This window comes from Bacteroidota bacterium (assembly GCA_030017895.1).
GTDB lineage: Bacteria > Bacteroidota > Ignavibacteria > UBA10030 > BY39 > JASEGV01.
The window spans coordinates 1-13,919 of the sequence record JASEGV010000074.1; the positions used below are offsets into that span (position 1 = coordinate 1).

Annotated in this window: 13 protein-coding genes; 4 read left to right on the plus strand and 9 right to left on the minus strand. The window is 38.2% G+C overall.

What is annotated here, in order from left to right:
* Both QME58_11895 and QME58_11900 read right to left on the minus strand, forming a co-directional pair.
* The coding region (locus tag QME58_11895; GenBank protein ID MDI6804525.1) for a phage integrase N-terminal SAM-like domain-containing protein at positions 1-402 on the minus strand (402 nt) is incomplete at its 3' end.
* 253 nt (positions 403-655) lie between these two features.
* On the minus strand, positions 656-1,165 hold the full coding sequence (locus QME58_11900; GenBank protein MDI6804526.1) for a UpxY family transcription antiterminator: 510 nt from the start codon (positions 1,163-1,165) through the stop codon (positions 656-658).
* 122 nt (positions 1,166-1,287) lie between these two features.
* Here QME58_11900 and QME58_11905 point away from each other — a divergent pair, with 122 nt between their 5' ends.
* The gene (locus QME58_11905) at positions 1,288-1,650 is read left to right on the plus strand and encodes a M24 family metallopeptidase (protein ID MDI6804527.1); all 363 of its coding nucleotides are present in this window, start codon (positions 1,288-1,290) and stop codon (positions 1,648-1,650) included.
* A 211-nt stretch (positions 1,651-1,861) separates the two neighbouring features.
* Here QME58_11905 and QME58_11910 read toward each other — a convergent pair whose 3' ends face one another.
* The 6 genes from QME58_11910 to QME58_11935 all read right to left on the minus strand — a co-directional run bounded on the left by QME58_11910 (position 1,862) and on the right by QME58_11935 (position 8,365).
* A complete protein-coding gene (locus QME58_11910) occupies positions 1,862-3,178 on the minus strand; it encodes a PLP-dependent transferase (GenBank protein MDI6804528.1) in 1,317 nt (438 codons plus the stop codon).
* A gap of 10 nt (positions 3,179-3,188) precedes the next feature.
* A complete protein-coding gene (locus tag QME58_11915; GenBank protein MDI6804529.1) occupies positions 3,189-4,211 on the minus strand; it encodes a hypothetical protein in 1,023 nt (340 codons plus the stop codon).
* A 4-nt stretch (positions 4,212-4,215) separates the two neighbouring features.
* Positions 4,216-5,556, minus strand: a complete 1,341-nt coding sequence (locus QME58_11920) for an acetyl-CoA hydrolase/transferase C-terminal domain-containing protein (protein ID MDI6804530.1) — start codon at positions 5,554-5,556, stop codon at positions 4,216-4,218.
* 6 nt (positions 5,557-5,562) lie between these two features.
* Positions 5,563-6,678: an alanine dehydrogenase gene (gene ald / locus QME58_11925; protein ID MDI6804531.1), complete on the minus strand. Its 1,116-nt coding sequence runs from the start codon at positions 6,676-6,678 to the stop codon at positions 5,563-5,565.
* A gap of 229 nt (positions 6,679-6,907) precedes the next feature.
* Positions 6,908-7,600 carry a 16S rRNA (cytidine(1402)-2'-O)-methyltransferase gene (rsmI, locus tag QME58_11930; protein MDI6804532.1) on the minus strand — a complete coding sequence of 231 codons (693 nt, stop codon included), beginning with the start codon at positions 7,598-7,600 and terminating at the stop codon, positions 6,908-6,910.
* A 3-nt stretch (positions 7,601-7,603) separates the two neighbouring features.
* Entirely contained in the window at positions 7,604-8,365 is a 762-nt protein-coding gene (locus tag QME58_11935; protein MDI6804533.1) for an NAD+ synthase, read from the minus strand.
* A gap of 116 nt (positions 8,366-8,481) precedes the next feature.
* On the opposite strand from QME58_11935, the gene QME58_11940 reads away from it, so the two are divergent.
* From QME58_11940 to QME58_11950, 3 genes are read left to right on the plus strand one after another with little or no spacing between them, the layout of a single operon-like run.
* Positions 8,482-9,390: an isoaspartyl peptidase/L-asparaginase gene (locus QME58_11940; GenBank protein ID MDI6804534.1), complete on the plus strand. Its 909-nt coding sequence runs from the start codon at positions 8,482-8,484 to the stop codon at positions 9,388-9,390.
* A gap of 14 nt (positions 9,391-9,404) precedes the next feature.
* The gene (gene bamD / locus QME58_11945) at positions 9,405-9,923 is read left to right on the plus strand and encodes an outer membrane protein assembly factor BamD (protein ID MDI6804535.1); all 519 of its coding nucleotides are present in this window, start codon (positions 9,405-9,407) and stop codon (positions 9,921-9,923) included.
* 7 nt (positions 9,924-9,930) lie between these two features.
* A complete protein-coding gene (locus QME58_11950; protein ID MDI6804536.1) occupies positions 9,931-10,848 on the plus strand; it encodes a DUF58 domain-containing protein in 918 nt (305 codons plus the stop codon).
* A 20-nt stretch (positions 10,849-10,868) separates the two neighbouring features.
* Here the strand turns inward: QME58_11950 and QME58_11955 are convergent, their stop codons facing one another.
* Positions 10,869-13,322, minus strand: coding sequence for a PAS domain S-box protein (locus tag QME58_11955; GenBank protein ID MDI6804537.1), 2,454 nt, complete (start codon positions 13,320-13,322; stop codon positions 10,869-10,871).
* Between the last annotated feature and the right edge of the window lie 597 nt (positions 13,323-13,919).

The window sequence follows — 13,919 nt, forward strand, 5'->3', positions numbered from 1 at the left end:
GACGATAAAATCTATAACACTAAACTTATATTTGAATTTTTGGAACTGCCCTTTATATACATCAACATAAAGAAATCGGAAAGCATTAATATATTGGTTAATTGTTCCGGAATAACGCTTCTTTTCTTCAATTAAATAGAATAAAAATGACTTTATATCTTCTACGGATAATTTTCTCGGATTACGTCCAAGATAAAAAAGGAAAAAAGATCGGATGCACTTATACCCCAGTATTTTTTTTAGCGCAGTTATGCAATCCTCGTCATACCGAAACGATACACCTATCCGTCTATCGGTTTTTGAGAAATCCTTTTCAGATGTACAAACTAAAAATATCCGAACATCGGATTTATCGTTTTCCAACCCGCTCATAAACGCTTCGCCCGTTGGATTTAACTTCACCAATTTGTGGTCTAACGGCTTAAGCCCTAAATCTCGCCGATTAGACCCCTGTATGTGCGCATTAATTTGAATAACCTTTTACCCTTTTTTTAAATTTTATTACTCAAACTTTATGCTTAATTATAAGAAATTATTTTCCTTTTGTCAAGTAAGCTGGTTACATAAGTCTTTCTATAGCTCCGCCCTGTCAGTCACATCCGTTAACCAACGGATGACTAACCAGGCATGTTTGAATAATTTTTCTAATAAAATACTAATTTAAAACCGGGACTTCAGAATAACTTCGTATTTGGTCGTGCGATACATCTACTACTACCGAATAATCAATTTCTTTTATCTGGATTCCTACTTTATAATTCTTTCCAAATTGTACAACCGTTCCTCGATATCCTGCAAATAAGCCGCTAATGATTTCTACCTCATCCTTAACACAAAATTTTAACGTTTTCACAGATACAGGGTTTTCGGTGCGGCACACCTTTCGTAATAATTCTATCTCAGATGGATTCACAATCGCAACCCTTTTGTTGAACATAACAATCCTCACAATTCCCGGCACACCAAATACCTGATGGTGCTCGTTCAACGGGAGATATGCAAAAACGTAAGATGGCATAAGCGGAACATCAACAAGTCGTTTACGGTCGCTCCATTTATGTAATTCCTTCCGCATCGGAACGAAACTTTCAATTCCATACAAAGTTAATTGCCGTGCAACTGATTGTTCGTGTCGTGATCGAGTATAAAGGGCTATCCAATTCAAAATAATATTTTCTATCTATAAAACGGTGCTCTCAAACTTGAGCTAATATAATTAAAGAATAATCTATTGTCAAGCACTTTTTAGAAAATATAATTTTTTTGTAAAAATCCTGTTAACAGGTGATGGAATTAAACGAGCCGCTATTGCATTATGATAAAAACAAGCGCCGGATGAAAGCCGTCCCGCCTGACCCGCTCGACAATCGGGCGAGCTGTCGGGCAGGCCACGTTGTGGTAATGGATGTGGGTGCGGAGTATAATGGTTATACGGCAGATATCACCCGAACGATTCCCCTCTCCGGAAAATTTACGAAAGCTCAGAAGGAAATTTACAATGTCGTTTTGAAGGCGCAGAAGGAAGTGATAAAAATAATCAAGCAAGGAGTACCGCTTCGTGATTTGGATAAAAAAACTAAAGAGGTGAATACCGCGGTTTTGGGATTCGTATCGAAGACGATGTGCTTGTTACCGAGAACGGGAGCGTAATTTTATCATCAGAAATTCAAAAAGAGGTCGAGGATATCGAAAAATTTTAACCGGACGATTTCCACTATTTGCAAAAAACAGACTAAATTAATTTATAGCGATCTTTTTTACTTTTCTACAAAATTCAATAAGGTGTTACAAAGAGGAGGGGTTTGAGAAAAAAAAAACTGCTGCCTACATTTGTAAGCAGCAGCAGAATACCAAAAAAAAATTATAAACTTTTTAATGCTGTCTTCAAGTCGTTAATTATATCTTCTAACTTTTCAATACCAACGGATAGGCGGATACCACCGGGATCGATTCCCTTTTTGACTTGTTCTTCCGGAGGTATTGCTGCGTGAGTCATTGAGCTTGGATGTTCTACAAGTGTGCGAATCATTCCCAAACTAACAGCTAATGTAATTGAGTAAGCTTTTTTTGCGAGGATGTTGATAAATTTTTCTCCTCTATCCCTGCGTTGTTTAGGAGTTTTACCCTTGAATGCAAAAAATAATAAAACACCCGGTGCAAAGTTGCCATCATAGTCATACATTTGCCGGCGGGCTAAAGCCGATTGTGGAAATGAATCTAAACCGGGATACCGCACATAATCGATACGCGGGTCGCTTTCCAAAAATTTCGCTACTTCAAGTGCGGTCCCCATAGCTTGCTTAAAACGGATTGGTAAACTCGGTAAACCGTAAACCATAATGGGCCAGGCGCTTTTTGCGGCAAGCGACCCGCCAAAATCTTTCCGGTACATCAGCAATAAATCGTAACTCCATCTCGGTCCAACTACTACTCCGCCCATATCTGTTCCGAAACCTGTAATTCCTTTGGTGAGCGACTCGACAACGAAATCGGCTCCGAGTTCAAGCGGACGCTGGCAATATGGTGTTGCAAAAGTATTATCGATAACTACAAATATTTTCCTTGACTTCGGGCGTTTTTTATTGGCTTCTGTAACAATTTTTGCTATCGCTGGTATGTCAATTATATCGAGAGTCGGGTTCACAGGCGTTTCGAAGTAAATAACACGTGTATCAGAATCTATCTCCTTTTTCAAATTACCCGTGTTCATCAAATCAACAAATTTTGTATTTATATTATATCGGGGATACCAATTGGTAAGCAGCGAGTATGTACAACCATAAAGAATGTTGTGTGCAATTATATTGTCGCCAACACCGGTAAGACAACCGAGTATTGCCGAGATAGCTGCCATACCGGTGCTGAAAGTTACAGCCGATTCGCCTTTTTCTGCAGCGGCTAAATTTTCTTCCAACAATTCCTTGTTTGGTTCGCCCAAACGGTCGTAGATGTAAATGGGGGCGCAGGATTCAATTTTTTGGTCGCCGCTGTGGTGTGCAAATTCCATAAAACCCTGGGCGCCGCGTTTTGTTGTATCGAGTCGAAATGTTGCGGAAGATGAAATCGGCGGTATCACGTGGTGGTTATAATCCCATTTCTTACTTATGGATTTCCCATAAATAAGTTGTGTTTCCATAGCATATTTGCTTTTACGTTTTGGTTTTTTGGTTTTCATCATTTTACCTCTTTTAATGTTCAAGATGTTCTAAAATCTGTGTATAATTTCTGCTTTTCGGAATAGGTTCATCGACTGTTTTTTGGACTTGCGAACAGGTGAAGTTTTTAGAACGCAACCAATTAAAAATATCAGAGTTGTTCCAAATTTTTGAGAAACTGAAATTTGTATTATGAAGATTTCCGCATTCATTTTTTAAGGCGCTGCAAATTTGAACTCTCCCCGTTGCACTGATAAAGCCAAAAGTTTTGCCGCCCAAGCACCAGTGCCCGATTCTCGATTTTTCGTTGTTGCACGACTCATTTGCATCACGCTCTTCGTCTTCTATGTGCTTAATTCCATAACGAACGCATTGTGGCGAAAAATACATCTCATCCGGTAACAGCCGCTTTTGCTTGGCTATCCACATTATAACAGCTTCTTTATCAAACTGATTAATATCTTTTTTCTTTTTCAATTTAATATCAGAATTCAATAAATGAAAGTAAACACCCTTTGCATTTTTTCGTACTGCGAAATCAATTCCATAAGCAATTTCACGTTCATCAAATTTGTTTAGCGAAAGTCCCAACTGAATCTCGAATCCATCTTGTTTTACTTCGGCAAGCAATTTTTGAAGTGTTAAAAATTCTTCGGACTGTTCAAAACCGTGTTCAAGGCTTTCCTTAATTTTATTATTTACTAAAATGCGAATACTCTTTGTTCCAATCGTTCTGAGTATGTTTCTGAAATCCTTGTTTAGCTTATCACCGGTAGTTTCTACAATCATTTTCAAGCCGATGGAATTTCCGTAAAGAATTATGTCGATTATATCCGGACGATCCAATGGGTCGCACGGCGGGTTTCCTTCGTAATTCGAAGCGAGCACAACAATAGGTCGCGACAGTTCTGCGATGCTGTCTAAAACAGCAAAACATTCTTTTGTGGTGAATGGTTTTACACCGGTTTTATTCTTGAAGCAATTACACGATACTTCCCAAATAATTAATCGTGGTTTATAATTAAGAGGATTGATATTGTCGAATGAATAACGCATTATTTCATCTCAATTTATTATTTATTAATGTTGGAATATATTTTTGCTGTAAAGCATACTCTTCCAATTCTTCTCTGAATTTCGGATGAGCAATATTTATGAGGGCTTGAACTCTTTCACGAACCGTTCGTCCATACAAATCAGCGACTCCATATTCTGTAACTACATAATGTACATCGCCGCGCGACGTTGTAACGCCTGCACCCGGAGTTAATTGTGGAGTGATACGTGAAATAGTATCAACTTTCGCAGTCGATGGGAGTGCAATAATTGGTTTGCCGTCTTCGCTTCGTGCTGCGCCCCGTATAAAATCCAGCTGTCCGCCATAACCGCTGTAGAATTTTGATCCCATCGAATCGGCACACACTTGTCCTGTTAGGTCAACCTGAATAGCCGAATTGATTGCTACCATTTTTCGGTTTTTTGCAATGATAAACGGATCGTTCACATAGTGCGACGGATGGAACTCGAAGCGCGGATTATCATCTAAAAATTCAAACAAAGATTTCGTACCTAACACGAACGATGAAATTATTTTCCCTGCATGCAAAGTTTTCCGCTCGTTTGTAATTACACCTTCATCAATTAACTTGATGGCACCGTCCGAAAACATTTCGGTGTGCATTCCTAAATGCTTCTTACCGTGTAAAAATCTTAAAACCGCATCAGGGATGGCTCCGATACCGAGTTGCAGAGTCGATTCGTCTTCTATCATATTGGCAATGTTTTCACCAATTTTCTGATAGACTTCAGCTTCATAGGGTGAAATGTCAGCATCAACCTGAGGCAATTCTTTTATTGGAACATCGGTTTCGATGCAAGCCGCAAATTTATCCACGTGTATGAAGGCATCGCCCAAGGTTCGCGGCATATTCGGATTTATTTGTGCGATGATATATTTAGCTACTTCGGTGGCGGGTTTTGTTGTTTCGATTCCAACGCCGAAGCTGCAGAAGCCATGTTCATCGGGAGGCGAAACGTGAATCAGTGCAACATCAATCGGCAGTTTACGACGGTAAAATAAATGTGGTATCTCCGAAAGAAATATTGGAGTCCAATCGGCTCGCCCTTCATGCACAGCAGTCCGAACATTTTTGCCTATGAACAAAGCATTATGCCGGAAGTGTCCTTCGTATTGTGGTTCAACATATTTTGTTTTTCCTACCGTTAAGATGTGTACAACTTCTACATTCTCAAGTTCTTGATAACGTTCGCACATTGCATTGACCAATACTTCGGGGGTTGCACAGCCGGGATGAACGTAAACACGAGAATTGGATTTAATTAAATTTACAGCTTCTATAGGCGATTTAATTTTAGATTTATATTTTTCTAGCCAGCGCATTTTTTTTTATTTGATTGATTCTATTTTCCGATATTCAACATCAAACCGTTTTGCTATTGAATCGTGTGTGCAAAATCCGTTATAAGTACATATCCCTTTTCTGAAACCCGCATTCTCTTCAATTGTTTTTTCAAAACCACTTTCCACGATTTGTTGGATGTAAGGGAGTAAGCTGTTTGTTAAAGCGTAAGTCGCAGTGCGGGCAACATTCGCAGGCATGTTCGGAACGCAATAATGAATCACGTCGTGCAGAACATAAACCGGATTTTCTAAAGTTGTGGGGCGGCTTGTTTCAATACATCCCCCTTGGTCAATTGATACGTCAATTATCACTGAACCGGGCTTCATAGATTTTACCATTTCTTCGGAAACTAAATGAGGAGTTCGTTCGCCTTTAATCAGCACGGCGCCAACCAGTACATCGGCAAATTGCAAAGCTTTTTTAATGTTGTATTCGTTTACCAATCCTGTAACAACATTGTAATTTAAACGATGCTCTAAAAGTCGTAGCCTGTCTAATGTTCTGTCCAACACAATAGTTTGTGCACCGCATCCCAATGCCATCCGGGCTGCGGAGTATCCGACAGTTCCCGCTCCAAGAATTACAACTGAAGCCGGCGGCACTGCAGTTACACCGCCTAACAGAATACCACGACCTTTATTGTTACTTTCTAAATAACGACCCGCTATCTGAATACACATCTGACCGGCTATTTCACTCATCGCTTGTAAAATTGGCAGCTTGCCTTTTTCATCTTCTAAAAGTTCAATGGCAACTGCGCATATTTGTTTCTGCATTAAAAGTTGGGTGATTTTCGGTTTAGCAACTGCAAGATGCAATGCCGTAATTAATACTTGTGAATCGTGCATTTGTTCAAGGTCGTTTTCGGTAGGGGGTGCGACTTTTAAAATTATATCCGATCTCCCGTAAACTTCGTCTTTTGTATAAACTAATTTGGCGCCTACTTCTTCGTATTTCTGGTTGCTAAAGTGGGCTGCTTCGCCGGCATCTTTTTCGATATAAATGTTTGAACCTGAAGAAATTAGGGAGTGGACTGCGGCGGGGGTCAAGGCGACTCGTAGTTCGCGCTTTGTGTCTTCTTTTAGAATTCCAATATTCATTTTTTACTCTCTAATTTTCAAAGAATTTAGTCATTATTGGTTATAAATTGATAGTTGAAGTCCTCTAATATTTGTCAATTTATATGCCAAACAATTAATAATCTGAAGTGCGTTTTAACTCTTTTAATAGTGGAAAATAAAGATATTATTTTTATTCAATTCCCAATTATTCAAAAGGAAATTACCAAAATTATCAATATTGAAATGCTGTTGAAATTTTCAATTAGAGTTAGTCGTTCTCTATCCCTTTTACGACTAAAACAAACTCCCCCTTAATCGATTTACAAGAAAAATAATTGAAGGCCTCAGAAAGGGCCCCCCTGAAAATTTCTTCAAATTTTTTTGTTATCTCCCGTCCAACTGCTACTTGCCTGTCGCCCAAAATTTCCTGCAATTGCTGAAGCGTTTTTAAGATTCGGTGGGGCGATTCATATAGAATTATCGTGCGGCTCTCCGATTTGAGTTGTTCGAGTTTTGTTCTGCGCCCTTTTTTGTGTGGAAGGAATCCTTCGAATACAAATCCGTCAGTTGGAAGTCCGCTTACAACCAAAACCGCTAATAACGCCGATGCCCCCGGAATTGGAATTATGTTTATGCCATCATCGATTGCGGCTCGGACCAATCGGTAAGCCGGGTCCGAAATTCCCGGAGTTCCCGCATCCGAAACGATTGCGATTGATTTACCACTTTTCAGTGCTTCAATAAGTTCAGGAGTTCTTTTTGATTCGTTGAACTGAAAATAGCTGATAAGTTCTTTTTGAATTTTGTAATGTTCGAGTAAAGTTTTTGTTTTGCGTGTATCTTCTGCTGCAATTAAATCAACACCGCTTAAAATTTTTACTGCACGGAAAGTGATATCTTCCAGGTTGCCAATCGGAGTTGATACTATGTATAAAGTGCCGGGCTGGATTTCTTCTGACATAATTTATCCCGGTAGTTTTGCAATTAGCGGTAACCGCCGTTTGAATTCGTATTTCGAAATTCGCAGTCGAACTTTATTAATAAATTCCTTCTCAAATCCGGCAGCCGCAAGTTCAACATCGGTTTTCTGGTTATCAATCATCTCGGTAAAAAGTTTATCAACATCTTTATATAAAAAACCTAATTCACCTTCGTCGGTTTGTCCTGTCCACAAATCGGCGGTAGGTATTTTCGAAATTATGTTTTCAGGAACTCCTGATTCTTTTGCCAAATCCCAGATTTGAGTTTTATATAAATCGCCGAGCGGATTGATTGCCGAGGCAGTATCACCAAAAAGAGTTCCATAACCGAGAAGTATTTCGGTTTTGTTGCTCGTTCCGATGACGAGCGCATTTTCTTTCGCCGACAAATCATAAAGAACAATCATACGCGCACGGGCAGCGATGTTGCCGAGCCGAAGCCGGCTCATATCCGGATCAACTTTGAGAAATTCATCCACCATCGGTGTTATATCGATTGTTTTATTTCTTATACCTAAAGTGTTAATTACCAACTGTGCATCTGCTATACTTATGGGCGAGCTGGTTTTGTATGGTAGCACTACGCCAAATACATTTTCTTTGCCCAATGCTTCAACAGCCAAATAAACTGAAACTGCCGAATCAACTCCACCCGAGATACCAATAATTGCTTTGTAAAATCCGCTTTTGGTTATTTCTACATTTAAAAAGTTGACTAAAAATTTATGAATTTCTTTTATATTCATCTTTTTTGTTTTAATTTAACTAATTGATTTGTTGTTTGCAATTGCTTATACACTGAAATTTTTGTAAATTTCCCAACAAAATTCATAATTCACAAATCATAAATCATAAATCTAAAATGCTCTCATTCATAGTTCATGGCGGTGCGTGGGATATTCCCAACGAATTAATCGAATCACACAAAAACGGAGTTTCAAAAGCGCTTCAAATCGGATGGGATATTTTGCGGAACGGCGGCTCGGCTATTGATGCCGTCGAAAATGCAGTTAATTATTTAGAAAACGATACTACTTTCGATGCTGGCAGAGGTTCTCACCTGAATGCTGAAGGGAATATTGAACTCGATGCGAGTATTATGAACGGCAAAACTTTCCGCTGTGGTTCGGTAGGGGCTGTAAAAAATGTGCGCAACCCTATTTCGCTCTGTCGAAAAATAATGGACGAAAGCGAACATATATTTCTGGTAGGCACCGGAGCCGAAAAGTTTGCTAAAGAACACGGCATCGCTCTCTGCTCGTCCGACGATTTACTGATTGAGCGGGAAGTTTTAAAGTGGAAGAGCATTCAGGGTAAAAAAGATTTTTCTACAAAGGACGCTTTCAAATTTCACACAGCTTCCGATACTGTTGGTGCCGTTGCTATGGATTCAGAAGGAATAATTTGTGCAGGCACATCGACAGGCGGAACATTCAACAAGCATCCGGGACGCGTTGGCGATTCTCCATTAATCGGCTGCGGAACTTATGCCGATAACTCGGTCGGCGGAGTTTCAACAACCGGTTGGGGCGAAGCGATGATAAAAGTAGTTATGGCTAAAACCGTAATCGACTTGATGGAGTTCAACGCGGGCGATCCACAGGAAGCCGCAGAAAAGGGAATTGAAATTTTAGCGCACAAAGCAGATGGTTATGGCGGGCTTATCGCACTCAATACTAAAGGCGAGTTTGGTATCGCATTCAATACACCCCGTATGGCGCGGGCATTCATCAACTCGCACACTAATACACCACAAATTCTTATCATATAACAGGAGTAAAACAAATGAAACATATTTTTCTTGCAGCACTTTTATTTATATTTGGATTAGTAATATTTTCTTGCAGCCGCGTATCCGAAGAGGAACTTTGGAAATCTTCTGAAAGTTTATTGCAAGAACAAAAATATGCCGAGGCAATTGAAAAATTAACAGAGATTGTAAAAAAATATCCAAAGGGAGAGAAGGCAGCGGAAGCACAGTTTTTAATTGCAGCACTTTATAATAACGATTTGCATGATTTTGAAAAAGCAATTGCTGAGTATAAAAAGTTTGTTGAGTTATTTCCGGACAATCCACAAGTACCTAAAACAATGTTTTTGATTGGGTTTGTTTATAATAACCAACTTCATAATTTTGACAGTGCAAAAATTGCTTACGAAGCGTTTTTAGAAAAATTTCCGCATCACGAACTTGCTCCTTCGGCACAGATGGAAATTCAAACTCTCGGCAAATCTCCCGAAGAATTGATACAACCGGAAGTAGCTATGAAACCTGAAACTAAAGAAATAAAAAAGAAAAAATGAGCTTCGGTTGCCACTGACTCAAAAAAATATACAAGACTATCGGAAGTATTTGCAGCCCGAAGTTGTTGCAAAGCTTTCGAACATGGAACTCGTTGCCCGACTTGTAGTAGAAGGATTCATCACCGGTTTGCATAAAAGTCCGTATCACGGGTTTAGTGTCGAGTTTGCCGAACATCGCCAGTACATGCCGGGCGATGAACCTAAACATATAGACTGGAAAATTTACGGAAAAACCAACCGCTACTATATAAAGCAATTTGAAGAAGAGACTAATTTAAAATCGTACATCATTTTAGATGCGAGCCGTTCTATGGCTTATTCCTCAAACGGGAAGATGAGCAAACTCGAATATGCTTCATACATCGCGGCTGCACTTTCGCATTTGATGATTCAGCAGCGCGATGCTGTGGGACTAACTGTTTACGATGAAAAAATTCGGATACATATGCCTCCGCATGCAACCAAATCGTATCTCAAAGCAATACTCAAACAACTTGAGCTTACAGAAGGTAGCAATAAAACCGGAACTGCAGAATCGTTGCACCAAATAGCTGAACGAATTAAACGACGAGGGCTTGTAATTATATTAAGTGACCTTTTCGACAAACCGAATGATGTAGCCACAGCTTTAAAACATTTTCGGCATAAAAAGAATGAGGTAATCGTAATGCAAGTGCTCGACCCGATGGAAAGGAGTTTTGCATTTGGTGGCGATGCAGTTTTCAAAGATATGGAAACTTCAGAAGAAATTATGACACAACCCTACCACCTGCAAAAAGCTTATCAGGATGAAATGAAAAAATTTCTCAACTTTTACAAAAAAGAATGCAGGGAAAATAACATCGACTATGTTTTACTCGATACTTCAACTCCGTTTGATACGGCGCTGTTTCAGTATTTGAGTAAAAGGCAGAGGATGGGTTAAAACTATATATTCAAACTTGCCTATTTTTTTGCATGGGATTTTTTTCCATCAACCTGCAGAACATCCTGTATTGTGCTTATTAATTTTTCGGCAGTGTAAGGTTTTGGTAAAAAGAGTTTTACATCACAATCGCTGATTTCTTTGAGCTTCTCTTCTGTGAAGAGCCCGCTCGAAACAATAATCTTAGTTTTTTTATCTTTTTTCCTAAGCTCGCGGACTAATTCGATGCCATTCATAACCGGCATTTCTAAATCTGTTAATATCAGATCGAATTTTGTATTCTTTCGTGAATAGATTCCAATTGCTTCGCCTCCGTTTGCCGCAGTAGTAACTACATAGCCGTATGTTTCTAAAACATCCTTTGAAATTTCCCGTATCGCGGCTTCATCGTCCACCAACAAAATCTTTAATCCTTCTACACTGTGTAGTTCTTGTTTATATTGTTCTTCAGAAATTTGAGTCTCATCGCATATAGCGGGTAAATAAATTTTAAACGAAGTTCCTTTATCTTTTTCACTGTAAACGGATAAAAAACCGTTATGATTTTTTATGATAGAATCGCAAGTTGCTAAACCAAGCCCAGTTCCTTTTCCAACTTCTTTAGTTGTAAAGAAGGGTTCAAAAATCTTATTCAAGTATTCAGGAGGAATTCCAGTACCGGTATCGCTGACTGTAATTAAAATATATGGACCCTCTTTGGAATGTAAATGTGCTTTAGCGAATTTAGTGTCGGCAAGAAAGTTTTCAAGATTTACTGAAATAGTGCCTCCGTCAGGCATAGCATCGCGTGCATTGATTACCAAATTCATGAACACTTGGTGCAATTGAGTTGAATCGCCGTTTATAAACCAAAGATCCTTTTGATGATTGAAAGAAGTTTTTATAGATTTTGGAAATGTTTCCCGTATCAATTTTTCGATGTCCTGAGTTAAGTCTTGTGGACGTAATACCACGGTTTCGCTGTGTATTCCACGTGCAAACATTAAAACTTGATTAACAACGGCAGCACCACGTTTAGTGCAAGCTTCTAATGTGTTTAATATTATACCGTCGCTTTCCGACATATTTCTCTTTTTTAAACTTTGTATCGAAGTCAATATTGGAGCCAAAACATTATTAAGATCGTGAGCAATTCCGCTGGCTAAAATACCTATACTTTCCAGCCTTTGGGCTCTGAAATACTGAGCTTCAATATTTTTCCGTTCGGTAATATCAGTGTTAACAATCAAAATCATATCATCATTATCTGTTTCCCCTTTTACTAATGTCCATAGAGTTTCTATAAAAAATTTATTCCCTGTTTTGTTAATTTGCTCTAATTCTTTTTGATATTTGCCGGTTTTTATTATTGAATTTATACATTCATCAAATTGTTCATGGTGATGGGTAAACAGCAGGTCGGTAATCTTATGGTTTGCGATATCCGTAACCGACCAGCCGTAAAGTTTCTCGGCACCCTGACTCCAAAAATCAATTGTTCCGTTTTTGTCAATAACAATAAAAGCATTTGAAGCGATATTAATTAGGGCTGCCTGTTTTAATATCTGTTCTTCTACTTGTTTCCGTTCGATCGTTTTTGCAATCTGTGAAGAAACAAATTCCAGCAGTCTCAGTTCGTTACTACCCCAACTTTCGATTTTATCATAATGTTTAATTACAATGACGCCGATTGTCTTTTTATTAAGGTTTAGCGGTACCCCGATCCAGGCTGAAAAAGGTTCTTCGATGTCGTCAACAATCCCATTTTTATGCATTTCTTCATATTGCGTATATGTGCAAAATAAAGATTTCGAGCTATTGAATACATAATCGGTTAAACTTTTACCATTCATTATAGGATGGTTAAAATTTTTATTGTCGCTGTTAAAATATTGGATAATATTATTATTGCTCTTTTCATCATACAAGACTACATACAGAACAGGAGCTGATATTACTTCTTTTAAAACATTATGAACCTCAAGGAAAAAATCTTTTAATTTTAAATTGATATCGGTCATTTTTGTGATTCGGTAAACAATGTCTTGAATTAAATTTGAATGTTTACGTTCCGAGATGTTTCGTGCTACAGCAACATAACCTATTACCCCTTCGTTAGTATAAACGGGTGTAACCGAGATGTTCATTGGAACATAGTTGCCTGTCTTATTTATCATATCTACATCAAAAAAAGCTTCTTTCATTTTACCATCGTGTACAAATTTCATATATGTTTCAAAATAATCTTTTTTATCCACGAGGTTTAAAATCGACTTACCCACAAATTCGTTCTCACTAAAACCTAACTGTTGCGAAACGGCCCCCCGAACCAATTCAATTTTTAGTTTATCATCCATTTTAATAATAATATCATGAATTACACCTAAAGCAGATTTTAATGTATCGTAAGAGGTATTAACAATAATTTTGTATCTAAACACCAAATAGACTAAAACTATAAGAGCTAACATTGAAGATAAAAAATATAAAGACATATCTTGTTTAAATACTTTTATTAGAATTGATTCAATGAAGGGACCAGGCAAAATCAACAATAATAAAGAAAACCCGATAAATAATACTTTGGATTTTAAGCCTTTTTCAGAAAACCCCCTTATCAACGAAAATAACTGTGCTGTTCCTATTGCGAAAAGGATAGACATCCATGTTAAGAAAAATATGTAACCGCTTGGGGAAATAAATCCGGATGAACTGATTGGAGAAGAAACGATGCCCAACAAAACGGTTAAATAGCATAAAATTCCAACTGAATAAACGCTAACGATCATAGGTTTTGATTGTATGATATCATATCTACGCACAAACAAGATGATGAAGTGACAAAAGAAGAAAGGAAGCATTGAGTAAAAAAAAGCAATTACCGGGAACAGCATTCGCTGATAATAAAGGGAATTTAGTTCGTTATAATAAAATGCTGTAATCCCTAAGCATATAAGACTCCCCACCAAGAAAGCATAAAACTGGTTCAGAACATTCCCGCGTGACTTATAAAGAACAATTACAGCTATAAAAAAATTAATGGCTCATCGTGGAAGTGAGTGGGTAAAAATGATAGATAGAAACAGCGTAAC

Bases quoted from the DNA above. Each gene is read 5' to 3' on its own strand.
- QME58_11910 (MDI6804528.1), bottom strand. From the start codon at position 3,178: ATGATGAAAACCAAAAAACCAAAACGTAAAAGCAAATATGCTATGGAA.
- QME58_11920 (MDI6804530.1), bottom strand. From the start codon at position 5,556: ATGCGCTGGCTAGAAAAATATAAATCTAAAATTAAATCGCCTATAGAA.
- QME58_11955 (MDI6804537.1), bottom strand. From the start codon at position 13,322: ATGTCTTTATATTTTTTATCTTCAATGTTAGCTCTTATAGTTTTAGTC.
- QME58_11915 (MDI6804529.1), bottom strand. From the start codon at position 4,211: ATGCGTTATTCATTCGACAATATCAATCCTCTTAATTATAAACCACGA.
- bamD (MDI6804535.1), top strand. From the start codon at position 9,405: ATGAAACATATTTTTCTTGCAGCACTTTTATTTATATTTGGATTAGTA.
- rsmI (MDI6804532.1), bottom strand. From the start codon at position 7,600: ATGTCAGAAGAAATCCAGCCCGGCACTTTATACATAGTATCAACTCCG.
- ald (MDI6804531.1), bottom strand. From the start codon at position 6,678: ATGAATATTGGAATTCTAAAAGAAGACACAAAGCGCGAACTACGAGTC.
- QME58_11905 (MDI6804527.1), top strand. From the start codon at position 1,288: ATGGAATTAAACGAGCCGCTATTGCATTATGATAAAAACAAGCGCCGG.
- QME58_11940 (MDI6804534.1), top strand. From the start codon at position 8,482: ATGCTCTCATTCATAGTTCATGGCGGTGCGTGGGATATTCCCAACGAA.
- QME58_11935 (MDI6804533.1), bottom strand. From the start codon at position 8,365: ATGAATATAAAAGAAATTCATAAATTTTTAGTCAACTTTTTAAATGTA.